The organism is Amycolatopsis sp. NPDC059027 (assembly GCF_042739735.1).
Classification (GTDB): Bacteria; Actinomycetota; Actinomycetes; order Mycobacteriales; family Pseudonocardiaceae; genus Amycolatopsis.
In genome coordinates, this window is sequence record NZ_JBHYIK010000034.1 from 17,006 (window position 1) to 42,609 (window position 25,604).

Annotated in this window: 18 protein-coding genes; 13 read left to right on the top strand and 5 right to left on the bottom strand. The window is 70.9% G+C overall.

Translation table 11 applies throughout. The features are described from left to right. The first annotated feature begins 212 nt into the window (after positions 1-212). The 6 genes from pgeF (at position 213) to ACFWY9_RS23605 (ending at position 4,690) form a co-directional block, all read left to right on the top strand. Positions 213-920: a peptidoglycan editing factor PgeF gene (pgeF, locus tag ACFWY9_RS23580; protein WP_378339919.1), complete on the top strand. Its 708-nt coding sequence runs from the start codon at positions 213-215 to the stop codon at positions 918-920. Positions 921-996: 76 nt separating this feature from the next. Continuing rightward, positions 997-1,737, top strand: a complete 741-nt coding sequence (locus ACFWY9_RS23585; protein ID WP_378339920.1) for a YggS family pyridoxal phosphate-dependent enzyme — start codon at positions 997-999, stop codon at positions 1,735-1,737. Between the two features lie 79 nt (positions 1,738-1,816). Next, complete coding sequence (locus ACFWY9_RS23590; protein ID WP_378328795.1) at positions 1,817-2,410, top strand: cell division protein SepF; 594 nt, start codon at positions 1,817-1,819, stop codon at positions 2,408-2,410. Between the two features lie 116 nt (positions 2,411-2,526). Beyond that, complete coding sequence (locus ACFWY9_RS23595; RefSeq protein ID WP_345402452.1) at positions 2,527-2,802, top strand: YggT family protein; 276 nt, start codon at positions 2,527-2,529, stop codon at positions 2,800-2,802. Between the two features lie 51 nt (positions 2,803-2,853). After that, the gene (locus tag ACFWY9_RS23600; protein ID WP_378328794.1) at positions 2,854-3,714 is read left to right on the top strand and encodes a DivIVA domain-containing protein; all 861 of its coding nucleotides are present in this window, start codon (positions 2,854-2,856) and stop codon (positions 3,712-3,714) included. 343 nt (positions 3,715-4,057) lie between these two features. Then, a complete protein-coding gene (locus ACFWY9_RS23605) occupies positions 4,058-4,690 on the top strand; it encodes a hypothetical protein (RefSeq protein WP_378339921.1) in 633 nt (210 codons plus the stop codon). Positions 4,691-4,705: 15 nt separating this feature from the next. Here the strand turns inward: ACFWY9_RS23605 and ACFWY9_RS23610 are convergent, their stop codons facing one another. Continuing rightward, complete coding sequence (locus ACFWY9_RS23610; protein ID WP_378328792.1) at positions 4,706-5,455, bottom strand: ArsR/SmtB family transcription factor; 750 nt, start codon at positions 5,453-5,455, stop codon at positions 4,706-4,708. A 64-nt stretch (positions 5,456-5,519) separates the two neighbouring features. On the opposite strand from ACFWY9_RS23610, the gene ACFWY9_RS23615 reads away from it, so the two are divergent. Continuing rightward, the gene (locus ACFWY9_RS23615; protein ID WP_378339922.1) at positions 5,520-6,857 is read left to right on the top strand and encodes an MFS transporter; all 1,338 of its coding nucleotides are present in this window, start codon (positions 5,520-5,522) and stop codon (positions 6,855-6,857) included. Here ACFWY9_RS23615 and ACFWY9_RS23620 read toward each other — a convergent pair. The 4 genes from ACFWY9_RS23620 to ACFWY9_RS23635 all read right to left on the bottom strand — a co-directional run bounded on the left by ACFWY9_RS23620 (position 6,829) and on the right by ACFWY9_RS23635 (position 16,223). Continuing rightward, entirely contained in the window at positions 6,829-9,597 is a 2,769-nt protein-coding gene (locus tag ACFWY9_RS23620; protein WP_378339923.1) for a hypothetical protein, read from the bottom strand. The genes ACFWY9_RS23615 and ACFWY9_RS23620 overlap by 29 nt on opposite strands. Next, the gene (locus tag ACFWY9_RS23625; RefSeq protein ID WP_378328789.1) at positions 9,597-11,366 is read right to left on the bottom strand and encodes an HSP90 family protein; all 1,770 of its coding nucleotides are present in this window, start codon (positions 11,364-11,366) and stop codon (positions 9,597-9,599) included. The genes ACFWY9_RS23620 and ACFWY9_RS23625 overlap by 1 nt, the downstream gene beginning before the upstream one ends. 214 nt (positions 11,367-11,580) lie before the next feature. Next, positions 11,581-15,564: an AAA family ATPase gene (locus ACFWY9_RS23630; protein ID WP_378339924.1), complete on the bottom strand. Its 3,984-nt coding sequence runs from the start codon at positions 15,562-15,564 to the stop codon at positions 11,581-11,583. Positions 15,565-15,698: 134 nt separating this feature from the next. Continuing rightward, on the bottom strand, positions 15,699-16,223 hold the full coding sequence (locus tag ACFWY9_RS23635; protein ID WP_378328787.1) for a DUF2165 domain-containing protein: 525 nt from the start codon (positions 16,221-16,223) through the stop codon (positions 15,699-15,701). A 764-nt stretch (positions 16,224-16,987) separates the two neighbouring features. Here ACFWY9_RS23635 and ileS point away from each other — a divergent pair. From ileS to ACFWY9_RS23665, 6 genes are all read left to right on the top strand, one after another. Beyond that, positions 16,988-20,158, top strand: coding sequence for an isoleucine--tRNA ligase (gene ileS, locus ACFWY9_RS23640; RefSeq protein ID WP_378339925.1), 3,171 nt, complete (start codon positions 16,988-16,990; stop codon positions 20,156-20,158). A 161-nt stretch (positions 20,159-20,319) separates the two neighbouring features. Continuing rightward, entirely contained in the window at positions 20,320-20,622 is a 303-nt protein-coding gene (locus ACFWY9_RS23645; protein ID WP_378339926.1) for a hypothetical protein, read from the top strand. Further along, positions 20,615-22,054 (top strand): ATP-binding protein, encoded by a 1,440-nt coding sequence (locus ACFWY9_RS23650; RefSeq protein WP_378339927.1) that lies wholly within the window; start codon positions 20,615-20,617, stop codon positions 22,052-22,054. Before ACFWY9_RS23645 ends, ACFWY9_RS23650 begins: the two co-directional genes overlap by 8 nt. Beyond that, positions 22,054-22,713 (top strand): response regulator transcription factor, encoded by a 660-nt coding sequence (locus ACFWY9_RS23655; RefSeq protein WP_378339928.1) that lies wholly within the window; start codon positions 22,054-22,056, stop codon positions 22,711-22,713. The genes ACFWY9_RS23650 and ACFWY9_RS23655 overlap by 1 nt, the downstream gene beginning before the upstream one ends. Before the next feature lie 154 nt (positions 22,714-22,867). Further along, on the top strand, positions 22,868-24,292 hold the full coding sequence (locus ACFWY9_RS23660) for an SLC13 family permease (RefSeq protein WP_378339929.1): 1,425 nt from the start codon (positions 22,868-22,870) through the stop codon (positions 24,290-24,292). A 32-nt stretch (positions 24,293-24,324) separates the two neighbouring features. Beyond that, positions 24,325-25,497 carry a glycerate kinase gene (locus ACFWY9_RS23665; RefSeq protein WP_378339930.1) on the top strand — a complete coding sequence of 391 codons (1,173 nt, stop codon included), beginning with the start codon at positions 24,325-24,327 and terminating at the stop codon, positions 25,495-25,497. Positions 25,498-25,604: the final 107 nt, after the last annotated feature.

A 25,604-nucleotide genomic window follows, 5' to 3' on the forward strand; every position in this document is an offset into this window, starting at 1 on the left:
GGTGGTGGTGGTGGCCCCGCTTTCCGGGGGGGTTTTATGTCCGGAAGGCGGGCTCGGGCCCCGTGCGGCGCGCGCCCCGACCCTCCGGCGTCCTTCACTGCGTTGGATGCACTGAAAGCGTCCTTCAGCACCCGGCCAGCCGCTGAAGGGCGCCGCGCGCTCGGCACTAGGCTTGGCGACGGGACACTTTCCCGGGGAAAAGAGGAGCGGACTTGCGGATCCGGCGGGTGGTCACGACCAGGGCGGGCGGAGCCTCCGCGCCGCCCTACGACAGCTTCAACCTCGGTGACCACGTCGGCGACGACATCGGGAACGTCTTCGCCAACCGCAAGCGGCTCGCCGCCGAACTCGGGCTCGGCGAGGATCGCCTGGCCTGGATGGAACAGGTGCACGGCCGGACGGTGACGGTCGTCGACGGCTCCGAGACGAAGGCCGCCGAAGCCACCGACGCACTCGTGACCGCCGAGGCGGGGTTGGCGCTCGTGGTGCTCGTCGCGGACTGCGTTCCCGTACTGCTCGCCGACGCCGAGGCCGGTGTCGTGGCCGCCGTGCACGCGGGGCGAGTCGGCACGCGCGTCGGTGTCGTGCCCGCCGCGCTCGAACGGATGCGGGCGCTCGGCGCCGAGACGCACCGGATCGAAGCGTTGCTCGGCCCCGCGATCTGCGGCGACTGCTACGAGGTCCCCGCCGACATGGCCGCCGACGTCGACAAGCACGTGCCCGGCAGCGCCTGCAAGACCCGCAAGGGCACGCCGGGCCTCGATCTGCGGGCGGGATTGTGGCGTCAGCTCGCCGACCACGGCGTCGGCCGGATCGGCCTCGACCCGCGCTGCACCGCCGAGGACAGGACGTTGTTCAGCTTCCGCCGCGACGGCACCACCGGCCGGATCGCCGGGATCACCTGGGTCGATCCGGCATGAGCGACGCCTGCGAGCGAATCATGGACATCATGCGCCAAAAGGAATCGAACACTGTCTCGCGAAGCGAGTCGATCGCATGAGCGTCGACTCCGACACGAGGAAGGCCGAACTCGCGAAGTCCTTGGCAGCGCTGGAAGAGCGGATCGACGCCGCCTGCACCGCCGCCGGGCGCACCAGGGACGAGGTCCGCCTGATCGCGGTCACGAAGACGTTCCCCGCACTGGACGCCGCGCTGCTGGCCGACCTCGGCGTCACCGACGTCGGGGAGAACCGCGACCAGGACGCGGGGCCGAAGCGCGCCGAGGTCGCCGAGTTGCGACCCGAAGCGGCGCTGCGCTGGCACATGGTCGGCAGGCTGCAGCGCAACAAGGCCCGCTCGGTCGTGCGCTGGGCCGACGAGGTCCAGTCGGTCGACTCCGAACGGCTCGTGGACGCGCTCGCCAAGGCGGTCCACGTGGCGAGGGACACCGGTGACCGGGAACACCCGCTCGACGTGCTGATCCAGGTGAGTCTCGACGACGATCCGGCGCGCGGCGGCTGTCCGCTGGCCGGCCTCGATCGGCTGGCCGGCCATCTCGCGCGGGTGGGTGACCTGCGGCTACGCGGGCTGATGGCGGTGGCGCCGCTCGGTGCCGATCCGGCCGAGGCCTTCGCCCGGCTCGCCCGCGCGGGGGAGAGACTTCGCGAAGATCACCCGAATGCCGCAGAAGTCTCCGCCGGAATGAGCCATGATCTCGAGCAGGCGATCGCGCACGGCTCGACCTGTGTGCGTGTCGGAACCGCGTTGCTCGGCGGGCGCGGTTTAGCCTCGCCGTAGGGAGCCCGTCCGATGGTCACGGTGAGTGTCCACCGGGCGGGGTCGCACGGTGCGGGAGCGGCTAGGGCTAGGGAGAGGCATGAGCGCGCTGCAGAAGCTGAAGGCCTACTTCGGGATGGTGCCCGCAGAAGAGGACCAGTACTACGAAGAGGACTACCGGCGCGACGACCGGTCGGCGGACTACGACGGGTACGAACAGCCGCGGTCCCGGGGACGGTACCGCGACGAGGTGGACCCGTACGAGGAGCCGGTCGCACCCGCTCGGTCACGTTCCGTAATGGCTCGGGAGCGGTCCGAACCGCAGGTGCACGGCGCGCTCGCCGTCGACCGCGAGCCGGAGCCGGTCGCCAGGCTCCGGCCGGTGCAGGAGGCCCGCAGCGCCTACCGGGACGCCCTCAGCCGCATCATCACGGTGCACCCGTCGAGCTACACCGAAGCCCGCACGATCGGCGAGCACTTCCGTGAGGGCAACCCGGTCATCATCAATCTCACCGAGCTGGAGAACTCGGACGCGAAGCGGATCGTCGACTTCGCGGCGGGGCTCGCCTTCGCGGTGCGCGGCGCGATGGACAAGGTCACCAACAAGGTGTTCCTTCTCTCACCGCCGGACATCGACGTGACCGCGGAAGACCGTCGGCGGATTGCCGAGGGCGGATTGTTCCTGCGCGGCTGAAGTCGGATGAACCGCTGAGCGCAAGCAGACGTGATTTTGTCGACTCATCTCCGCGTCGACGCCCTTAGCTGCGTGTTCTGTCGGCCCTCCCGGCTACAGTGGTGAACGTGGAAGCTGTGTGGCTGGTCCTGTGGTACGTGCTGTTCGCGTTCTGGTTGTTGCTGACGGCGCGTATCGTGATCGAGCTCGTGCGCACCTTTGCGCGCGAGTGGCGTCCCGCCGGAGGGGTTGCGGTCACGCTCGAGACCATCTACACAGTGACCGACCCGCCGGTTCGCCTGTTCCGCCGCATCATCCCGATGGTGCGGATCGGCGGCGTCGGGCTGGACTTATCGATTATGGTGCTGCTGTTGGTTGTGTTCTTCGCGATGCAACTGGCGAATCCCAGGTAGTCGGGGAGACTTGGGTGACCCTGCAGGCCATGGAGTGCGTGAGGTGATCTGATGTCGTTGACCCCCGCTGACGTGCATAACGTCGCGTTCAGCAAGCCGCCCATCGGCAAGAGGGGCTACAACGAGGACGAGGTGGACGCGTTCCTCGACCTGGTGGAAACCGAGCTTGCCCGGTTGATCGAGGACAACAACGAGCTGCGGCAGCAGGTGGAGCAGCTCGACGCCGAGCTCGAGTCCACTCGGGGCGAGCTCGAGAACGCCAAGGTGAACGCGGTCAGCGGGCCGCCGCCCGTGCGTGACGAGCCGTCGCGCCGGCTGGCCCCGGTGCCGCCGCCGACCTCGCCGCTGGAGCAGACCCAGGCACACGGCATGGTCGGCGACAACGGCGAGCCGAACGTGCAGGCGGCCAAGGTCCTCGGGCTGGCACAGGAAATGGCCGACCGGCTCACCGCCGAGGCCAAGACCGAGTCGGACGGGATGCTGGCCGAGGCCAGGACGAAGTCCGAGCAGCTGCTCTCGGACGCGCGGGCGAAGTCGGACTCGATGGTGAACGAGGCGCGGACCCGTGCCGAGACGATGCTGAACGACGCGCGCACGCGCGCCGAGACGCTGGAGCGCCAGGCGCGCGACAAGGCGACCACGATGGAACGCGAGTCGCAGCGCAAGTACACCGAGGTGATGAACAACCTCAACGCCGAAAAGGGCGCGCTGGGCAAGAAGATCGAGGAGCTCCGCACGATCGAGCGGGAGTACCGCACGCGGCTGCGCGGGTTCCTCGAGTCCCAGCTCCGGGAGCTCGACGACCGCGGTTCCGCCGCACCGGCGTCGGCCTCCTCGAACTCGTCCCAGGGAGCGGGAGCTTCCGGCGGCGGACAGGGTTACTCGTTCGGCCCGCGGGCTGAAGCGGGCTGACCGAGGGGGTAGGGGTGAGGTGTGTTCGCGGAACACGCTCACCCAAGCCCTCGGTCAGGTGTCTTTTGGGGGTCGAACCCCCAAACCCCCGCCAGGGGGCAAGCCCCCTGGACCCCCGGTGGTGGTCGCTTCGGGTGCGAGCCTCCGGATCTCCGGTGGTGTCGCCTGGCGAGTAGGGGGTGGGGGCTGCCTTGGTTGGTTGTTCGTAGTGTGATCGGCCCGTGGGTATCGGAACGCGTCCGGTGCCTGCGGGCCGTTGCTGCGTAGTGCTGCTTGTGGCATCTGTTACGTGTCGTGGGCGGGTCGTGACCAGGGTGGGTGGCGGGTCGTGCTGTAATTCAGCGTGCTTTACATCGTCCTGGTTCTCGTCCTGGCGGCCCTGGGCCTGCTCGTCGCGGCACTCATCACCGCCACCTCGCTCTGGGCCTGGATCTCCATCGGGCTTTCGGTCCTCGCCGGGCTGTTGCTCGTCCTGGACTGGCTGCGCAGGCGGCGCCGCGCGGCGGCCGCCGGAGCGGAGCCCGCCGAGACGGCCGAGTCCGCTGAGGACAGTGAAGACAGCGAAGACGCCGAGCCCGCAACGGAAACCGGCGAGACGTCGGAAGAGAAGGACGTCGAGCAGACCACCCTGCTCCCCAAGGCCGGTGAACTCGGCGACCCGGGTGACACACCCGAGCCCGATGTCTCCGAAGACGCCTCCGACGCCGAGAAAACCTCGACGATCGCGGCCGCTCCCGCGGTGCGGGACGGCGACCCGCCCGAGGAACAGACTTCGGCCGACGACCTCGCCGTCGTCTCGGAACTCGAAGACGAGGTGGTCGTCGTCGACGAACACCCGCGGTATCACCTGACCGACTGCGGCTGGCTCGCCGGGCGCGACACCATCCCGATCGCCGTCGGCGAGGCACGCCAGCTCGGCTTCACCCCGTGCGGCCGCTGCACCCCGGACACCTCGTTGGCGGCCGCGCACCGCTGAGGCGCCGGAAACCCTTCAGGAAAGCCGGATTCCCAGGCGATCCCGCAATCCCGTCGCGCCCGCGTCGGTCACCCGCAGGGCGCGGTGTGCCTTCCCACGTTCGCGAACCCAGCCGAGTGCGGCGAACCGGGCCGCCACCGCCGCGCCGAGCCCGCCCGCGAGGTGATGCCGTTGTTCGCTCCAGTCCAGGCAGAAGCGCAGCAGCGGCCGTCGCTGGGCGGCGACTGCGTCGAGATCCACGCCCAGATCTCCGAACACGTGCGTGGCGCGGGGGCCCAGCGCGTACGGATGTTTCTTGAGCTGTGCGGAGATCTGGTCGCCTTCGCGGCGCCGGGTGCTGGGCTCGCCGTCGAGCGTCACCAGTGCGTCCCGCTCCAGCAACGCCGCCGTGACCGCGACACCGAGCCGACCGGCGAGATGGTCGTAGCACGTTCTGGCCGCACGTAAGGCCTGCGCGCGTGTCCCTTCTCGCAGCGAGGTCACCGGCTGCGTGGGGGAGAGCCGCGCCAAGGTCTCCAGCACGTCCGCCGTGTCCGGGCCGGCCAGCCGGTAGAAGCGGTGCCGTCCGGATTTCTCCGCGATCACCAGCCCGGCCTCGCGCAGTTTCGCCAGGTGCGCGCTGACACCCTGCGCGGAGAGCCGGGCCTCGGCGGCCAGCACCGACGCGGCCAGCGCCCGGCCGTCGCTCAGCGCCATCAGCACCCGGACTCGCGCGGGGTCGGCGAACAACGCCGCCGTGCGCGCGATATCGGCGTCACCTTCCATGCCTCCAGCATGCCGCGCGGACACTTCCACCGCGATGGAAGTATCGCGGGTGTCCACTAGGGACATGATCACCCACGCGGTCCGCTCGAAAACCCCGGTGCTGCTCGCCATGTGCGCGGGGATGTTCCTTGTCCAGCTCGACGTCACCGTCGTCAATGTCGCCTTGCCGACCATCGGCACCGAACTGCGGGCCGGGCTCGGTGCGCAGCAATGGGTCGTCGACGGGTACTCCGTCGTTCTGGCGGCGTTACTGCTCACCGGCGGCACGCTCGGCGATGTCTTCGGCCACCGCCGGATCGTCCACATCGGACTGACGATCTTCGGTGCGGCGTCGGCGTTGTGCGCGCTCGCGGGCTCGGTGCCGTGGCTGGTCCTGGCCAGGGCCGGACAGGGGCTGGGCGCGGCGCTGCTGCTGCCCGGCACCCTCGCCGTCATCACCGGCGCCTATCCGGAACGTCGTGAGCGGGCGCGTGCTCTCGGTGCCTGGGCGGGAATCTCCGCGGTGGCGCTGGCGGCGGGCCCGCTGCTCGGCGGGTTCGTGGTCGCGGCGGGGGGCTGGCGGCCGGTGTTCTGGCTCAACGTCCCGGTGGTGGTGCTCGCGATCCTTGCCACACAACGGTTCGTGCCGCCACACGTGCCGGCGGCCCGGCGCCGGGTCGACGTCGCGGGCGCGCTGACCGCGGCACTGGCTCTGGGATCGGGGGTCTTCGCGGTCATCGACGCGAACGCGATGGCGGCGGTGCTCGCGGTCGTGGCCGCGGTGGCGTTCGTGGTGATCGAACACCGCGCCGCCGACCCGATGCTGCCGCTGAACCTGCTGCGGTCGCGCGCCACCGCGGGCGCGAACCTGATCGCCATGGCCATGAATTTCGTCGGCCTCGGCAGCATTCTCGTGCTGACGCTGTACCTTCAGCGCGTGCTCGGCGCGGATTCCCTTGTCGCGGCACTGGAAGTCTTCCCGATGTTCCTGCCGCTGTCGGCGCTGGGCCCGTTGTCCGGCAGGCTGGCCGCGCGGTTCGGCCCGCGGCCGCTGATGCTTTCCGGCCTGGCGCTGGGTGCGCTGAGCCTGCTCAACCTGCTCCGGATCGGGCCGGACAGCGGGTATCCGGCCCTGCTGCCGACGATGCTCGGCCTCGGCGTCGGGATGGGCCTGCTGACCCCGGCCGTGGTCACCGCCGCCGTGGCCGGGATCCCAGCCGAGCGAGCAGGGATCGCCAGCGGCGTCAACAACACTGCCCGGCAGGCGGCCGGTGCGCTCGGCGTCGCGGTTTTCGGTGCGGTGGCAGGAGAACCCGCGCACCGGGACGCCTTCCTGGCAGGCCTGCACACCGTCGGCCTCGCTGCCGCGGTGCTGTGGGTGGCCGCGATCGCGGTCACGCTGGTGACGATCCCTGTCCGGTGAGTTCGGCAAGCAGCGCTTCGAGGCCTTCGCGTTGGCGGTCCGCGTCCGGCGGGAGACCCGCGAGCGCTGCTTCCACCGCTTCCCGTGCTTCCGCCGTGCGGCCGAGGTCGGTGAGCAGCCGTCCGCGGAGCGCGTCGGCGAACGCGGCCTCGGTCGTCGCGCCGACGCCCCGCAGCAACTCGGCGGCCGTGGCCGCCCGCTCCAGCGCGTCGTCCGGACGGTCGCAGTTCGCCAGCAGGCGAGCGCCGTTGTAGCCGACCATCGCGCGCTCCCACCGGACGATCGGCTCGTCGCCGTCGAGCGTGTCGGCGCACTTTTCCGCCGCCGCCAAGGCTTCGAGCGCCTTGTCCGGTTCTCCGGCCCACAGCCACGACAGCGTCGCGCAGCGGAGATTGCGTACGGAGTCGAGGGGGAGTTCGGCGGTGCGGAAGTACTCCGCGGCGCGGACGTAGTGCTCGGCCGCTTCGGCGTCGTGGTCGAGTTCGTCGAGGATGTCCGCGGCGGTCTCGGCCGCCTGCCCGGCCGCGGGCGGATGCTCGGCGGCGTCGAAGTGCTCGATCACCGGCTCCAGCAGGGCACATGCCTGCTCCCGCTGACCGAGCGCGCGGTACGCCCCGGCGAGCAGGTAACGGGCCCGCGCCAGCTCGCTTTCGTCGCCGACGCGCTCCAGGACGTCGATCGCGTCCTCCGCCGCGTCCGCGACCTCCTCCGGACGGTCGAGCCGATCGCTCGCGGCCGCGAGCTCGACCCGGGCGTGGGCGGCGCCGGTGCTGTCCCCGGCCGCGGTCAGGTCGGCGACCGCGTCGCGGTAGTGCTGTACCGCGTCGGCGGGGCGGTCGAGGTCGAGAGCGAGCCTGCCGAGGGTGAACCGCGCCTGGGCACGCAGTTCCGGGTCGGTGGCGGCCTCGGCGTTCGCCGCCGCGGTGTAGGCGTAGCCCAGTTCGCCGAGTGCCGCGCTCATCCGTGCCGCCGCGATCGTCGCCCTCGCCGCGTGGTTGGGGGAGCGGGCCTCGGTGAACACCGCCGCCCCGTGCTCCGCCAGTTCCCTTGCCGCACCAAGATTTTCCGGGCCGCTCCGTGCGACCAGGTCGGCACGCTGCAGCAGGATCCGTCCGGTCAGTTCGGCGGATCCCGACGCGGCGACGGCGTCCTCGGCCCGGCCGAGCACGTCGAGCGCGGCGTCGGCATCGCCGGAAGCGAGCTGCCCCAAGGACAACCGCAGCAGCGCGCGGACGTACTGGTCCTGATCGCCCAGCGTGGCGAGTGCCGACACAGCGGTGTCGAGTGTGGACAGACCCGAATCGCTGTCACCGGACCGGCACCGGGCGAGCGCGGCCTTGCTCGACGCGGCATGCCGGGCGATCTCGTCGCCCGCCTCGGCGAACAGCTCGGCCGCGCGAGTCCAGTCGCGTTCGGCCGCTTCGACGTCCTCGCCCACGATCGCGGCGGCGGCCCCGGCGATTCGTCTGGCCAGCAGCTCTCCGGTGGGTTCCGGGCACACCTCGTCGAACCTCGCCCACGCGGCAGCGGCGGCGATGTCGTCGTCGAGCAGGTACCGCTCCTCGGCGAGATCCGCCAGCGCCGCCGGAGTGTCCGGATAGGACGGTTCCGCGAGCACCGGCTCCGATGTCGCAGCCGGACGGGACACCGGCCCGGACAGCGGAAGGTGTTCGACGAGCGGTTCGGCGGCGAGGACCGAGCGGATCCGGTCGCCCTGTTCGCTCGTCCCGTTGCGGGCGTCGAAGCGGGTCGCGATCGCCAGCGCGCGTTCGGAAAGTTCGGCGTGCAAGGCTTTGACGGAGATCTCCCCGCCGGGCCGTTTCACTTTCGCGTCGCCGTGCCCGGACTCCGCCACCCGCCGCAGGGTCAGCGCCGCCGTCGCGGAGAACTCCATCTCGGTGTACGGGCTGGGCGCCTCGGCGAGCCAGCCGAGGTGCCGCTCGAGCAGTTCCAGCCCCCGCGCGTGGTTGCCGGTGAGTGCGCAGAATTCGAGGTGGTCGCTCACGTCGCCGAGCTGGGTGCGGTCGTGCCGGATCGCGCGGTAGGCCTGCCGATGTGCCCGCGCCGCCTCCGCCATCCGTCCAGTGTGGACATACGGGAGCAGCAGCGAGGTCAGGACGGTGTGCGGCTGCTCGACACAGGTGAAGACGCCGCCGAGCACCGGTTCGGCGATCGCGATGGCTTCCTCGAAGCGGCCGTACCGGCTCAGGTGCCAGACCTTCGCGCTGGGTTCGCAGCCGACGCAGTCCGACATCTCGCCGCGCGGCGACGCCGTCCATAGCCGGTACTGTTCGGCGGCCGTTTCGTGCTCGCCGACGTGCCGGGCGACCAGTTCCCGGTGCTGGTGCACGGGGTTCATCGTGTGCCCGGCGACACGGTACCGGCGTTCCATGTCGTCGAGGACGGCGTACGTGCGATCCAGCGGCATCTCGGGAAACCGCGTCATCGAGCTGACAAGGAACTTGAAGGCCCAGTAGAGGTGATCGTCCCAGCGCGGATCGGCCTCGCCGCGGTCGTACACCGCGAGGCACCACGAAAACGGCACGAACGCCTTGGCGGGCTCGCCGCCCTGCTGATAGGCGCTGATGACGAAGATCCGGGCGGCGTACCGAAGTTCCGGCGAGCCTTCGGCGTCGGCGGTCCTGAGCACGCTTTCCAGCGCGGTGATCTGGCCCTTCCCACGCGGCAACCGCTGCGACGCCCACAGCTTTTCCCACAGGGCTTCGTCGGTCGCGGCCATCAGCGCTCCTGTGCGGGGACGGCGTGCTCGAGCAGGCCGAGGAACGAACGGTTCAGCAGCGCGGAGTCCGCGGGCCGGATCGGGTGATGACCCAGCAGCAGGGCCTGGCCGTAGAGCGATTCGACGGCCAGTGCGGTGAGTTCCGCGTCCTGGAGCCGGGAAACCCGCTGTACCAAGGGATTCCGGTAGTTGAGCACGAGTTGCGGGCGGTCCTGTTCCGGCTTCTCGAAGGCCGAGAGCACCCCGGCCCACAGATCGTCCACTTTGTCCTTGGTCGCGCGCAGCTCGCCGGCGAACGCGGCGGCGCGGTCGACGAGATAGAGCACCGGTAGCGTCACGGGCTCGAACTCGCGCAGCACGACCTCGCAGCCGAGCCGGTCGACGGACCGTTGTGCCGCCGCGACGAACGGCCGGGTGGCGAGTGCGGCGGCGGTGTCCAGTTCGGCGAAGGCCGTGGTGATGTCGCTCGGGTCGAGCCGTTCGACGAGCAGGCCGGGTTCCAGCACACGCATGCGTTCGACGAGTTCGCTGTCGTAGGTGTACCCGCCGTTGATCACCGGGACGTCCTGCGCGGCCGCGACACCGGCCAGCTGGCTGAACTCCTCGGTGGTCGCGCAGTAGCGGAGAACCCCGTACCGGGCACGGAAATCGGCGAGGGTCATGCGGCCGGCGTTGGTTTCCAGCGGCCACCACTCGTCGACCAGCCGCAGCATCTCGTCGTCGTGCAGTGCCAGCGCCTTGACGCCGAGGTGGTGGACGCCGAGGAACCGGTTGAGCCGCTCGGGATGGGTACCTGCCAGACCGACGAGCCAGCCGCGCAACCGGTCGCCGAGTGCTTCGCGGGTGGCGGCGAGCTGCTCGTCGTCGTACAGCGCTTCCCGGCTCGCCGTCGGCCGCAGCTCGCCGGTGTCCACGACGCAGCGGGCGAAGAACGCCCAGTCCGGCAGCAGGCCCGGCGCGTTCTCCGCGAGCAGCATCCGCTTGAGGTACACGCGGTGTCCCGCGTGCTCGGCGGGGTTCGCGGGGAACGGCAGCACATAGGCGACACCGGTTAGCCCGGCCTCGGGGACGTCGAGCTCGACGACGTCGAACGGGGTGAAGCCGAAGGTTTCCTGGGCGTAGCCGACGAGGTCCGCGGCGCGGTGCCCGGCTGCCCGGTCGTCGGCCCGCCACGGGGTGCCCGCGCCGCTGATCGCCTTGCCGTTCACGGTGATCTCGAACGGCAGCATCGAGCCGTACAGCGCCGCGAGGCCGGTGACCGTCTCCGGGACGAACCACTGCTCCGCGCCGGGGCGCGCGGTGAGGGTGACCGTGGTGCCCGCCGTTTCCCGCTCACCGGGACCGATGGCGTAGGTGCCGTCCGCGTGGCCGGTCCACGTCACCGCCGGGCCGCCGTGCGCGGAGCGGGTGACGACGCGGGCCTCGTCGGCGACCAGGAAAGCGGACAGCAGCCCGATGCCGAACTGGCCGAGGAACTCGTGCCTTCCGTAGCCGAGTTCGTCCCGTTTGGAGCTCCGGCCGATGGTCGCGAGCAGTTCGTGCACCTGTGCCTCGGAAAGGCCGATTCCCGTGTCGGTGATCCGGAGCGTCCCACCGTCGACCTCGATCGCGATGCCGGCGGGTGCCGTGGGATCGGCCGAGCGCCGCGCGGTCACGGCGTCGACGGCGTTCTGGAGCAGCTCCCGGACGTAGACCCGCGGGCTCGAATAGAGGTGCTGGCTCAGCAGGTCGACGACACCGCGAAGATCTACCTGAAAACTACGGCTCACCGTGAATGTTCCCCCATGGCGTTGCGACGTCGGCTCAACACGGCCTCAGCACGCCTGAGACGGAGCACGTCAGCCGCCATCGTATCGAGAACGAGCCGTTCTGCGTCACCGACTTTCGGTACGCGGCACCGTCCGGCGCCGCTTCGCCGGGACATCCACAGTGGAAGTGTCACGTTCGATCCCTTGTGGACAGTCTATTGCGGACTTACGGCACTCAGCCGCAGGGGGACAGTGGCGAGATCTGCGGGAGGTGCCGCTGCCACTGGTCCGGCGTCAGGACGTTGCGGGTGGCGGCGCAGACACGCTGGATGACGTGGTCCACGTCCAGGTCCCACAGCAGGACGACGCCGTCGTTCCCGCCGGTGGCGAGCGAGCCGTCCGCCGGGTTGAAGCGGACCGCGTTCCCGAGCTTGGCCGCGACCGTGAGCTGTCCCAGCGACTCCGGACGCGCCGGATCTGCCATGTTCCACAGTCGCAGTGTTTCGGCGCCCGCCGTGGCGAGCCGGGCGCCGTCGTGGTCGAACACCGTGGCCATCGGCGCGCTGGTGTAGCCGGTGATCGGGCCGCCGAGCGGCCGCGGGTGCGCCGGGTCGGTCACGTTCCACAGCCGCACGGTCTGGTCGTCGCCCCCGGTCACCAGGGTGGTCCCGTTCGGGCTGAACGCGATCGACCGGACGGTGGCGGTGTGCGCGGCGAGCGGCTCGCCCAGCGGGACGGGCCTGGCGGGATCGGTGATGTCCCACAGCCGCACGGTGTTCGCGACGCTGCTGGTCGCGAGGGTCTTCCCGTCCGGGCTGAACACCGTCGAGCTGACATAGGCGGGGTGACCCGGCAGCAGTGGCCCGACCGGCCGGGGGCGGGCCGGGTCGGTGATGTCCCAGAGCCGGATGGTCTGGTCGTTCTCGCCGCCGGTGGCGAGCAGGCGGCCGTCGGGGCTGAACACCGCCATGTTGCCGTACCGCGTGGTCATGGTGAGCGGTTCGCCGAGCGGCCGCGGGTGCGCCAGGTCGGTCACGTCCCACAGCCGCACGGTCTGGTCGTCGCCGGCGGTCGCGAGGATCTTCCCGTCCGGGCTGAACCTCGCCGAGTTGACCGTGGCGGTGTGCCCGGTCAGCGGCGGCCCGGCGGGAACGGGGCGGGCCGTCCCCGTGACGGTCCAGAGCCGGACCGTCCGGTCGGCCGATCCGGTGACCAGCGCTCGCCCGTCCGGGCGATACCCGGCCGCGGTCACCCCGGCGGAGTGCCCGGCGAGCATCCCCGCCGGCAGCGACCACAGCCGCGTCACGCCGTCCTCGCTGCCGACGGCGAGCGACCGGCCGCCGGGGGCGAAGGCGAGCGTGAACCCGCCGTGGTCCTGGGAGAACGGCTTGCCTATCGGGAGGGCGTTCGCCGGATCGGTGACGTTCCAGAGGCGGGTGTCGCCGCCGGTCGAGGCGAGCGTGCGGCCGTCCGGGCTGAACGCCGCCTGCCAGATCGCGGCGGTGTGCCCGGTGAGCGGCCTGCCGAGCGGCGTCACGTGCGCGGGATCGGCGACGTTCCAGAGCCGGAGCGTCTTGTCGTCGCTGCCCGTGGCGAGGGTGTGGCCGTCCGGGCTGAAGACGACCCAGTGGACGGTGTCCTCGTGACCGGCCAGCGGCGGGCCGGCCGGGACGGGACGGAGACGGTCGCTGACGTCCCAGAGCCGCACGGTGCGGTCGTTGCCCGCGGACGCGAGCGTGCGGCCGTCGGGGCTGAACGCGACCGTGCGCACGTGATCCCCGTGCCCGCTCAACGGGGAGCCGAGCGGAGTGGGCCGGGCGGGATCGGTGATGTCCCAGAGCTGGACGGTGTGGTCGTCCTCCGCGGTCGCGAGGGTCTTTCCGTCCGGGCTGAGCGCCACGCAGTAGATCGTGCCGCCGCTCGACGTCGCCCGGCCGGCCGGTACCGGGTGGGCCGGGTCGGTCACGTTCCACAGCCGGAGGGTGTGGTCGTCGCCCGCGGTCACGAGCGTCCGGCCGTCCGCGGTGAAGATCGCGGAGGTGACCCAGCTGGTGTGCCCGGTGATCGGCTGCCCGAGCGGTTTCGGATCGGTGGGATCGCGCAGGTCCCAGAGCCGGACCGCGCCGTCGTAGCCCGCGGTGGCGAGCAGCGTGCCGTCCGGGCTGAAGGAGGTCTGGTACACCGAGCCGCGGTGGCCCGGCAGGGGAGTGGCGAGAGGGATCTGCTGGGTGGACAGCAGTTTCGCGGTGACGGACTGGTCGTCGGGACGCAGCCGGTGGGCTACCAGCGCCAGCTGCGCGGACAGCGAAGGGTCGGTGTCGGCGACCCGGTCGGCCTCGGCCACGAGCTGCCCGAACTCCGCGTCGTCCCGCTGCCGCAGCGCCACGACCGCGGTCGAGGCGGCGATCAGGGCGAACACCGCCACCAGTGCGACGGCGGCCCGGCGGGTCCAGCTGCTGCGCCGCCGCTGCCGCACCGACATCGCCAGGAACTCCCGCGCGGCCGCGGTCACGTGGGCGGGATGGGTGGACGCGGCCTGCCGCGCCGCTTCCAGGCGCGCGCCGCGATAGAGCAGGGAAGCGTCGCGGCCGTGGTCCTGCCAGGCCGCCGCGTCCTCGTCGAGGCGCTGCCGCACCAGGTTTCCGGTCCGGTCCTGGTCGAGCCAGGCACGCAGCCGCGGCCACGCGTACAGCAACGTCTCGTGGCTGATCTCGGCGGAATCGACGTCCAGCGTCACGAGCCGGGCCGCGGCGAGCACCTCCAGGGCCTCCTCCGCGACGGCGGGATCGTCCGTCGCCTCGACGAGTTCCTCGCGGGTGGACCGCCGCCGGGTGTCGCGCATGTCGTCCCCGACCCGCACCAGCCGCAGCAGCATCGAGTGCGTGATCCGCTGGGCCTCGGGGGAGAGCCGGGCCCAGGCCCGCTCGGCGGTCGCCGCCACCGCGCCGTGGATGCCGCCCGCGGCCCGATAGCCGGTGATGGTCATCCTGCTGGTCTGGCGTCGCTGCCACGTTGCGAGCAGCGCGTGGGACAGCAGCGGCAGCGCGCCCGCGTCGTAGGCGCCGTGCGCCGGCCCGCTGCGGCTGGCGCCGATGTCGCGCAGCAGCAGTTCCACCAGCCCGGGTTCCAGGCTCAGGCCGACGGACTTCGCCGGGCCGGTGACCGCGTCCCGCAGTTCCGTCACGGTCATCGCGCCGAGGGTGGACTGCCGCTCCTGCAAGGCTTCCGAGAGTTCCGTGAAGTCGAGGCAAGGACCGTAGAAGTCGGCGCGCAGGCCCAGGACCACCAGGGCGGGGGCCGGGTCGCCCGCGTCGCCGGGGGTGCAGGCCGCGTGCAGGACTGCGATGAAGGCGCGGCGTTGTTCCTCGTCGGCGCACAGCGTGAAGGCTTCTTCGAACTGGTCCACCACGAGCACCAGCCGCGCCGGGGTGCCCGCCTCCTCCGCGAGGTGCGCGGCGACGGCGCTCCGGACCCGTCCGGCGAACCGGGCGTCGTCCGGCGGGGCGTCCACGACGTCGGCCAGGCCGGGAATCCGGGTGATCAGCTCCTTCACCGGATGGTCGCGAGGCGTCAGCACCATCGAGGGCCAGTCCCCGGAGCCGTCCACCGGGAGGGCCCCGTCGGCCAGCGCCGGCAGCAGTCCCGCCCGCAGCAGCGAGGACTTCCCCGCCCCGGAAGCGCCGACCAGCATGACGATCCCGCCGGTCTCGACCGCGCCGGCCAGCCGTTTCAGCAGCGCTGTCGTGCTGCGGGACCGGCCGAAGAACCAGCCGGCGTCCTGCCGGGTGAACGAGGACAGGCCCGGATAGGGGCAGACACCGGCGCCGGTGTCCTGCGGGCTCTCCCCGGCGCCGTCCGGTGCCCCGTCGGCGTCGTCCACCGGCGCCGCGAGCGCCCGCTCCCACAGCCGCCGCCAGGCCTTCAGGTCGTAGAGACCCTCCAGGCTCGGGGACGGCCGGGTCTTGCGGGCCTGTCCGATGAGGACATCGAGAACGGCGGCCAGCACGGCGAACCGCGCCGGGACGTTGCGGCCGCGCCGCCAGTCACTGACCCGCTGGGGCGTGGCGCGCAGCGGCTGCCCCCGCTTGTCGACGAGGTTCTGCCGGTTCACCGACTCCGCCACCCGCTTCAGCGGCGGGTCGCCGGCTTCGGCGTAGAGCAGTGCGAAACGTTCCGCGAAGACTCCTCGCGGGCCCAATACCGGACCGGGCGTACGCATACATCGGTACCTTCCTCCCCCAGGTACCACCGGTGCGTGTTCGCACCGGCACCTCGTCTCCCGCCGCCCCGGCGGCTTCCGGCGTGGACAAGGAAGCCGAGGTTATCAGCGCGGGGCGGGCGGTGTCCGCCGGTTCACGGAGCCGCCGGGACGGGGGATTCGGCGGCGCGCCGCTGGGGCAGGTGGGCGAGGACGAGGCCGATCGCGGCGATGACGGTGTTCTGGAACGCGGGCTGGATGCCGTTCCACTTGCTGCTCTGCCACATCTGGAACCATTCGCCGCCGATCACGATGAAGCCGCAGGTGAACAGCACGACCTGCATGAGCCAGCCGAGCCGGGAGAGCCGCCGCGCGGTGTCCGTGGTGCTCTTCCGCAGCCAGGCGACGAACCCGGCGGCGAGGACCAGCGCGGTCAGCGTCTCCCAGGCGATGATCGCGACGTAGCCGGTGGTGGCCAGGCCGGGGCTGGTGATCGCGCGCCACATCGCGTGCGGCGACCGGAATGTGGTGTCCATGGCGAACACGTGCTGCACGAATGCTTTGTTCGTGTCGAAGTCGGTGATGTTCCCGAAAGCCACGAGCCCGATGTAGAGCGCCGTTATCCCGGTGAATGCGGTGAGCAGGGTGCGCAGGCTGGAGAGGCCGCGAAGGAGAGACATGCCCGGACCTTACTGGAATTCGGGCAGGCGGGGAAAGCCGCCGGGACGCTGTTTTCTGTCGATTGAGCGAAATGGGTGACGGGTGCGGCGGGCCCGCCGCGGCCGGCCAGTGTCCCGACGTGTCCGTTCTCCGGACCGGAAAATCGGATCATGTCGTTGACCAGCGGATCTGTGCAGCCTGCGGTGGTGGCGTCACGGTGTGTGGCGTCGTGGATGGCAAGCTTGATCCTGGCGCGTCCCGTGGTGCTACGAATGTAGCTTGACGTCGCGCGGGGAGCCGGTCGAAACTGGATTCGAGAAGACCGCCGGTTCGGCGAGCCCCGGCTTCGCCGAAGTACCGCTGAATGGAATGGCGACCGTTTCCGGAATGCGCGTGGAAATGCGGGAACGGGCGGATCCGCCGACGCGGCGGTGGTGGGCACGAAATGTCGAGGGGGCATTTCGTGCCCCTTCTCGTCCCCGGCGGGCGACCGCGTCGCCGGGTCGGCGCAAAGGCGGTTGCGTCCCCGGGTTAACCTGGACACAGCAGGCGTCGATCCGGCCATCACCGGGGAGCCTCCGGAAGAACAGGGCGCCACGCGTCCCCAGTAGAACCGGACGGGTGCGGCCCGTGACAGCCGTCGAACGAGTGGCCCGGGAGCGTGTGCCGGGCAAGCGGGGTGGTACCGCGGAACGCGCCGGAACCGGTGGCGTCTCGTCCCCGTGTGGGCGACCGGTCCGTGCCGGTGGTCCGTACGCGAGCGACGAGCCCCGAGGAGCATCGGATGTACCCCCAGGCCCAGCTGGACGGTGAGCAAGGCGTCCCGTCCCAGCCGTCCTTCCCGGCGCTGGAGAAGCAGGTCCTCGCCTACTGGGAGACCGACCGGACGTTCCAGGCCTCGATCGATGCCCGCGAGGCGGGGGAGAACGGCAACAACGAGTACGTCTTCTACGACGGCCCGCCCTTCGCCAACGGCCTGCCGCACTACGGCCACCTGCTCACCGGGTACGTCAAGGACCTCGTCCCGCGCTACCAGACGATGAAGGGCAAGCGGGTCGACCGCCGCTTCGGCTGGGACACCCACGGCCTGCCCGCCGAACTCGAGGCGATGCGCCAGCTCGGGATCACGGAGAAGTCCGAGATCGAGGAGATGGGGATCGCGAAGTTCAACGAGGCTTCGCGAGCCTCCGTGCTGCGCTACACCGACGAGTGGCGGGACTACGTGACCCGGCAGGCCCGCTGGGTCGACTTCGACAACGACTACAAGACGCTCGACCTGTCCTACATGGAGTCGGTCCTCTGGGCGTTCAAGCAGCTGTGGGACAAGGGACTCGTCTACCAGGGCTACCGCGTCCTGCCGTACTGCTGGCGCGACGAGACGCCGCTGTCCAACCACGAGCTGCGGATGGACGACGACGTCTACGCCAGCCGCCAGGACCCGGCCGTCACGGTCGGGTTCCGGTTGGAGGGCAACGACAGCGACCTCGACGGCACGTACCTGCTGATCTGGACCACGACCCCGTGGACGCTGCCCTCGAACCTCGCGACCGCGGTGCATCCCGAGGTCCGGTACGTCGTCGTCGAGAGCGAGAACTTCCCGGGCAAGCGTTTCCTGCTCGCCGAGGCCCGTGTCGCCGCGTACGCCCGTGAACTCGGCGAAGAGCCGACGGTCGTCGCGCACTACAGCGGCGCCGAGCTGCTCGGAACCCGATACGCGCCGCCGTTCCCGTACTTCACCGGGCACGAGAACGCGCACCGCGTCCTCTCGGCCGACTACGTCACCACCGAGGACGGCACCGGTGTCGTGCACATCGCGCCCGCCTACGGTGAAGAGGACAAGGTCGTCACCGACGCCGCCGGGATCGTCCCGGTCACACCGGTCGACGCGCGGGGCAAGTTCGACGCCACCGTGCCGGACTACCAGGGCCAGCAGGTGTTCGACGCGAACGCGAACATCGTGCGGGACCTCAGGAACGGCACCGGATCGGCGGCGGAGCAGGGCGCGCTGCTGCTGCGGCACGAGACCTACGAGCACCCGTACCCGCACTGCTGGCGCTGCCGCAACCCGCTGATCTACCGCGCGGTGTCCTCGTGGTTCGTCGCGGTCACCGAGTTCAAGGACCGGATGGTCGAGCTGAACCAGCAGATCACCTGGTACCCGGAGAACGTCAAGGACGGCCAGTTCGGCAAGTGGCTGGAGAACGCGCGCGACTGGTCGATCTCCCGCAACCGGTACTGGGGCTCGCCGATCCCGGTGTGGCAGTCGGACGACCCGGCCTACCCGCGCACCGACGTCTACGGTTCGCTCGACGAACTGGAGCGTGACTTCGGGGTGCGGCTGGACAATCTGCACCGGCCCTACATCGACGAGCTGACCCGGCCCAACCCGGACGACCCGACCGGGAAATCGACGATGCGCCGGATCGAGGACGTGTTCGACGTCTGGTTCGACTCGGGTTCGATGCCGTACGCCCAGGTGCACTACCCGTTCGAGAACGCCGAATGGTTCGAGCACCACTACCCGAGCGACTTCATCGTCGAGTACATCGGCCAGACCCGCGGCTGGTTCTACCTGCTGCACGTGCTGGCCACCGCGCTGTTCGACCGGCCGGCGTTCCGGACGTGCGTCTCGCACGGCATCGTGCTGGGCTCGGACGGGCAGAAGATGTCGAAGTCGCTGCGGAACTACCCGGACGTCAACGAGGTCTTCGAGCGCGACGGCTCGGACGCCATGCGCTGGTACCTCATGGCGAGCCCGATCCTGCGCGGCGGAAACCTCGTCGTCACCGACAAGGGCATCCGCGACGCGGTGCGCCAGGCCGTGCTGCCGCTGTGGAACTCGTACTACTTCCTCGCGCTCTACGCGAACGCCGAGGGCGTGGACGGCCAGTGGCGGACGGATTCGCGGCACATCCTCGACCGGTACGTGCTCGCGAAGACCCACGAGCTGGTGACCGATGTCGAGCACGCGATGGACACCTACGACGTCGCGGGAGCTTGCGCGCTCCTCCGTGTCTTTCTTGAGGTGCTCACGAACTGGTACGTGCGGCGTTCGCGCGACCGGTTCTGGGCGGGGGAGCGCGACGCGATCGACACCCTGCACACCGTGCTGGAGGTGACCTCGCGCGTCGTGGCGCCGCTGCTGCCGCTGACGTCGGAGGTCGTGTGGCGCGGGCTGACCGGCGGTCGCTCGGTGCACCTGACCGACTGGCCGAACGCGCTCGACCTGCCCGCCGACGCGGCGCTCGTGACGGCGATGGACCGCGTCCGCCAGGTCGCGTCGTCGGCGCTGTCGCTGCGCAAGGCGAACAAGCTGCGCGTGCGGCTTCCGCTGGCGAAGCTGACCGTGGCGGCCGAAGACGTCGAGGCGCTGCGCCCGTTCGCCGACATCCTGCGGGACGAGGTGAACGTCAAGGAGGTCGAGCTGACCACCGACGTCGCCGCGCACGGCGCGTTCGAGGTCGCGGTCAACGCGCGGGCCGCCGGGCCCCGGCTGGGCAAGGACGTCCAGGCGGTGATCAAGGCCGTCAAGGCGGGCGACTGGAGCACGACACCGGAAGGGGCCGTGGTGGCCGCCGGGATCGAACTCGTCGAAGGCGAGTACGAGCGGCGGCTGGTGGCCAAGGGCGGTGGCGCGGCGGCGGAGCTGCCCGGCGGCTCCGGGCTGGTGCTGCTCGACACCGAGGTCACCCCGGATCTGGCCGACGAGGGCGTCGCGCGCGACCTGATCCGCGTCGTCCAGCAGGCTCGCCGCGACGCGGGCCTCGACGTCGCCGACCGGATCACCCTGGTCGTCGACGCGCCGGAGGAGGTTGCGGCGGCGGCGCGGAAGCACGAGGAGTTCGTGGCTTCGGAAACCCTCGCAGTGAGCGTGTCCTACGGCCCGGTGACCGACGGCTCCACCGGCGCGGTGGGCGACGGCGTGAAGGTGACTGTCGCGGTGGCGAAGGCGTAATTCTCCGGCGAAGGCCGGATGATGAAGAAGTCCTCATCTTCGTCTCATCCGGCCTTCGCCGAGGCTCGCGAGGGTCGGGGCATGAGCGAAGCTTGCGAGCGAATCATCGACATCATGCGCCAAAAGGGGTTGGACACTGCCTCGCGGAGCGAGTCGATCGCATGAGCCGAGTTCCTCGTATCGCGGCGTTCGTGGCCGTGTTCGCCCTGCCGATCGGTGCCGGTGTCGCCGCATTCGCGGCGTCCATTCCTGACCCGCCGCGCGTGCCGTCCGTGGTCCGTATCGGCGAGTCCCCGGCTCCAGCGCCGTCGGCCCCGGTCACTCCGGTGCCGGGGCAATTGCCGCCCCCGCCGCCGGTGGACGACGATGACGACGGCCCCGATCACCACGACCACCATCACGACCACGACGACGGCCCCTTCGACGACGGGCCGCTGGACGACATCTGGCCTTTCGATGACTGAACGTGCCGCGCGCGGCAGCCGGATCCCGGCGAGGGTGCGGATCATGGGCTGGTTCGTCCTGCTGATGACGGCCGGGCTCGCCACCGTCGTGCTGCTGGTGTCGGTGTCGGAGTTCGCGGCCGTCGACAACCGCATCAACCGGGCGCTGGAACAGGACGTGAGCGAGTTCCGCACGTTCGCCGCGATCGGGACCGATCAGGGCGGCCGGGCGATCGGGGACCCGTGGGTGCTGTTCGACCGGCACCTGCGTACGCAGTACATCCACGAGGCGGAGGTGCTGCTCGGCGTCGTCGACACCGGGACGCAGCTGGACGCGCTCAAGCAGGTCGACCAGTCGGTGAAGCACGTCCGGATCGACCAGCCGTTGCTGCGTCAGGTGATCGACGCTCCCGGCGGCACCGGCACGATCGCCACCTCGGGCGGGGATCTGCGGTTCCTGCGGGTGGACGTGGTGGCGCCGGGTTCGCCGGGCGGGCACGCGTGGTTCGTCGCCGGGTACTTCGTCGATCACCTGCGCGGGGACGCGGTGAGCACGGTCCGGACGCTGCTGTGGGTGAGCCTGGTCGCGCTGGTGCTCGCCGCCGGGGTTTCGTGGCTGGTGGCGGGGCGGATCCTGGCACCGGTGCGGACCGTGCGCCAGGCCGCGGCGGACCTCACCGAGGACGACCTCACGCACCGCATCCCGGTGCACGGCCGGGACGACATCGCCGCGCTGGCCGAGCAGTTCAACGCGATGCTGGACCGGCTGGAACGCGCGTTCAGCACCCGGCGGCAGTTCCTCGACGACGCCGGGCACGAGCTGCGCACGCCGATCACGATCATCCGCGGGCATCTCGAGGTGATGGGCGACGATCCGGCCGAGCGTGCGGAGGTCGTCCGGCTGTGCACCGACGAACTCGACCGGATGGCCAGGATCGTCGACGACCTGCTGTTGCTCGCGAAGGCCGAGCAGCCGGATTTCCTGCGCCCGGAACGGGTTTCGGTGCCGGAGCTGACGAGCGACATCGACGCGAAGGCCCGCGCGATCGCCGATCGCAGGTGGACGCTGGAATCCGTCGGCGAGGGCGACGCGGTACTCGATCCGCAGCGGGTGACGCAGGCGGTACTGCAACTGGCGCAGAACGCGGTGCAGCAGACGGCGGCGGGGACGCTCATCCGCGTCGGCTCGTCGATCGAGGGCGATACGGTGTCGTTCTGGGTTGCCGACAGCGGCCCAGGGGTACCCGGCGAGCAAGCCGAGCGGATCTTCGAACGGTTCGTCCGCGGCGAAAGCGGCGAGCGGAGCGGGGCCGGTCTCGGGCTGGCCATCGTGAAGGCCATCGCCGAGGCCCACCACGGCCGTGCGTGGTTCCGCTCGGAACCGGGCTCGGGCGCGACATTCGGCGTCGCGCTGCCGGTGGGAGCCGTCGAGGACCAGTCGGAGGTGACGTGATGGGGCGGATCCTGATCGCGGAGGACGAGCAGCGTATCGCTTCCTTCGTCGAAAAGGGGTTGCGTGCCAACGGTTTTACGACCACCGTCGTGGGTGACGGTGACGCCGCCCTCGCCACCGCGATCGTCGGCGGTTTCGATCTGGTGATCCTCGATCTCGGGTTGCCGCTGCGGGACGGGTTCGCGGTGCTGCAGGCGATGCGCGCGGCGAAGATCGAGACACCGGTGATCATCCTGACGGCGCGGGACTCGGTGCGCGACACCGTCGCCGGCCTGGAAGGCGGCGCCGACGACTACATGACCAAGCCGTTCCGGTTCGAGGAACTGCTCGCCAGGGTCCGGCTGCGGCTGAGATCGGGGGAGTCGAAGCCGGAGGCCGGCGTCCTGCGGCACGGTGAGCTGTTGCTGGACCTGCGGACCCGCCGTGCGTCGCTGCCGGAGTCCACTGTGGACCTGACGGCGCGGGAGTTCGCGTTGCTGGAGCTGTTCCTGCGGCATCCGGGCCAGGTGCTGGCGCGGGAGCAGATCCTCTCGCACGTGTGGGGCTACGACTTCGACCCGGGGTCCAATGTGGTCGACGTCTACGTCCGCACCCTGCGCCGCAAACTCGGCCAGTCGCGGATCGAGACCGTGCGCGGCATGGGCTACCGCCTGGTCTGATAGCCGCGCTTCTCGAAGTGGCCAAAGCGCCCCGATGTGGCGTTCGGTGCGTTGAGCGCACCCAATGCCACATTGGGGCGTTCGTCCGATGAGATGAAGAGCCTCTCATCCGGTCTTCACGTGCGGCTCAGCGACCGGCGGAACGCTGGGAAGCATGGACAACCCGACCGCCGTGCTGAAATCCGGAGCGGCGACCGACCGACGCGTTCCGCTCTGGCCGTTCGCCGCCGGATCCGTGCTCGTCACCGCGATCATCCTGATACCGCAAGGAGCCGGGCTCGCCACGCACGGCCGGATCGCGCTCGCGGTGTTCGCGGTCGCGGTGATCGCCTGGGTCTCCGGCAGGCTCGATGACAACTTCGTCGGGCTCGCCGCCGCGACGGTCCTCGCGTTCACCGGGGTGGTCAAGGCGGCCACCGTGTTCGACGCGCTCGGTGGTGAGACGATCTGGCTGCTCGTCGCGGCGTTCGTCCTCGCCGCCGGGCTCGGCGCGACGGGCCTGCCCGCGAAGGCCGCCATGGCACTGGCCGCGAAGGCGCGCACTCCGCGACAGCTCGTCCATCTGGTCACGCTGACCCTGATCGGTACGGCGCTCGCGGTCCCGGCCACTTCGGGACGTGCGGCGCTGGCGTTGCCGGTTTTCGTGGTGCTGGCGAAAGTCCTTGCCGGACAACGGAAACTCGTCCGCGCGTTGGCGTTGCTGTTTCCCGCGGTCATCCTCCTGTCGGCGTCGGCGACGTTGATCGGCGCGGGCGCGCACGTGATCACGAGCGAGTTGCTCGCGGCCGCTACCGGGCAGGGGATCGGCTACGGGCGTTGGCTGCTGCTCGGTCTGCCGTTCGCGGTGGTCGCTTCCCATCTCGCCGCCGAGGTCGTGCTCCTGACGACCACCACGCGCGAGGACCGCCGGATCCGATTGTCGATCCCGCACGAGAAAACCCGCCTCACCGCGGAACAGTGGCGGGCGCTGGCCGTGCTGACACTGGTGATTTCCTTGTGGTGCACGGAATCCTGGCACGGGCTCTCGCCCGCACTCGTCGCGCTGCTCGGCGCTTTGCTGATCACGGCACCGCGCCTCGGCACGATCGGCATGAGCCCCGCGCTCGGTTCCGTTCCGTGGTCGCTGCTGGTGTTCATGGCCACCACGGCCGTGCTCGGTACCGCGCTGGCGACGTCGGGCGCGGCGCGGTGGCTGGCGGGCCTCGTCTTCGGCCAGGGCGGGTCGCCGATGGGGCTGCTGACGGCGGTTGTCGTGCTCAGCGCCGCCGCGCATCTGGTGCTGCAGTCGCGCTCGGCCCGGTCGTCGGTGCTGGTGCCGCTGGTGCTCCCGCTGGCCGCCGCGTCGGGGTTGAACCCGGCGGCGGTGGCGTTCGCGTCGACCGTCGCGGCCGGGTTCTGCCACACCCTGCCCTCGTCGGCGAAGCCGGTCGCCCTCTTCGCCGCCGTACCGGGCGTCCCCGGCTACGGCAAGGCGGATCTCGCGCGGCTTTCGGCCGTGCTCGGACCGCTCGTCGTCCTGCTCGTTCTCGCTTTCGCCGTCTGGGTATGGCCACTGCTCGGTCTCCCACTATCCCGTTAAGACAGTCGCTTGAGGACTGAAAGGACCGCGTCATGAGCACGTTCACCCCCACCCGTTTCCTGGTCGCCCCGAGTGGCTTCAAGGAGTCCCTGTCCGCGGAGGCGGTCGCCGACGCCATCGCGGCGGGAATCCGCAGGGTCGTTCCCGGTGCGCTGGTCGACCTCGTCCCCCTGGTCGACGGCGGCGAGGGATCGGCGCGCACCTTGGCGGTCGCGACGGGCGGTGAACTCGTGCCGGCGATCGTCCGTGGTCCGGTGGGTGATCCGGTCGCCGCGCATTTCGCGATCCTCGGCGGTGCCGGGCCGCGGACCGCGTTCGTCGAGATGGCCGCGGCGGCGGGCCTGCGCCTGGTGCCGCCGGGGCTGCGGGACCCAGGCCGGACGACGACCCACGGCGTCGGCGAGCTGATCGCCGCCGCACTGGACGCCGGGTGCCGGCGGATCCTGGTCGGCTGCGGGGATTCCGGGACCTGTGACGGCGGCGCGGGTGCCCTCCACGTTCTGGGGGCGAGGTTCGTCGACGCGGCGGGCGACCCGGTGCGGCCGGACGGGACGACGCTCGCGGACGTCGTCCAGCTCGATCTGTCCGGATTGGACGTACGTCTGTCCGATGTGGACGTCGTGGTCGCCTGTAATCCGCACAACGTCCTCACCGGAAGCCGCGGTGTGGCAAGGGTTTTCGGTCCGCAGAAGGGTGCGACACCGGAGCGGGTGGACTCGCTGGCCGTGGCCATGGAGCACTGGGCGAAGCTGCTGGAACACCAGGGCGGCGTCGACCTGCGCACGGTCGCGGGCGGCGGAGCGTCGGGCGGTCTCGGTGCCGGACTGGCCGGTGCGCTCGGGGCCCGGCTCGTGCCGCGTTTCGACGTCCTGCTCGACCATACCGGCTTGGACGCCGCGCTCGACGACGCGGATCTGGTGATCACCGCCGAGGGCGCCATCGACGCCCAGTCGTCGTTCGGCAAGGTCCCCGGCGAGGTGGCCCGCCGGGCAAAGCGGCATGGCAAACCGGTCGTCGCGCTCGCCGGCACGATCGGCGCGGGAGCACGGGACACCTACGACACCGGGATCGACGCGTTCGCCGGGATCCTGCCCGCGCCGCTGCCGCTGGCCGAGGCCATCGCCCGGACGGCGGAACTGGTGACCGACGCCACCGAGCGGGCGCTGCGGCTCGTGCTGGTCGGCGCCACGCTGGCGCGCGGCTGATCACGAAAAGGATTCGGGTAGGTCGCTTTCCCACCAGGAATCGTGACCTGTTGGTCAACCATGGGCAGGCTGGGCGATCGTGCGCGGGGGTCGCGCGCAAAGGGGAG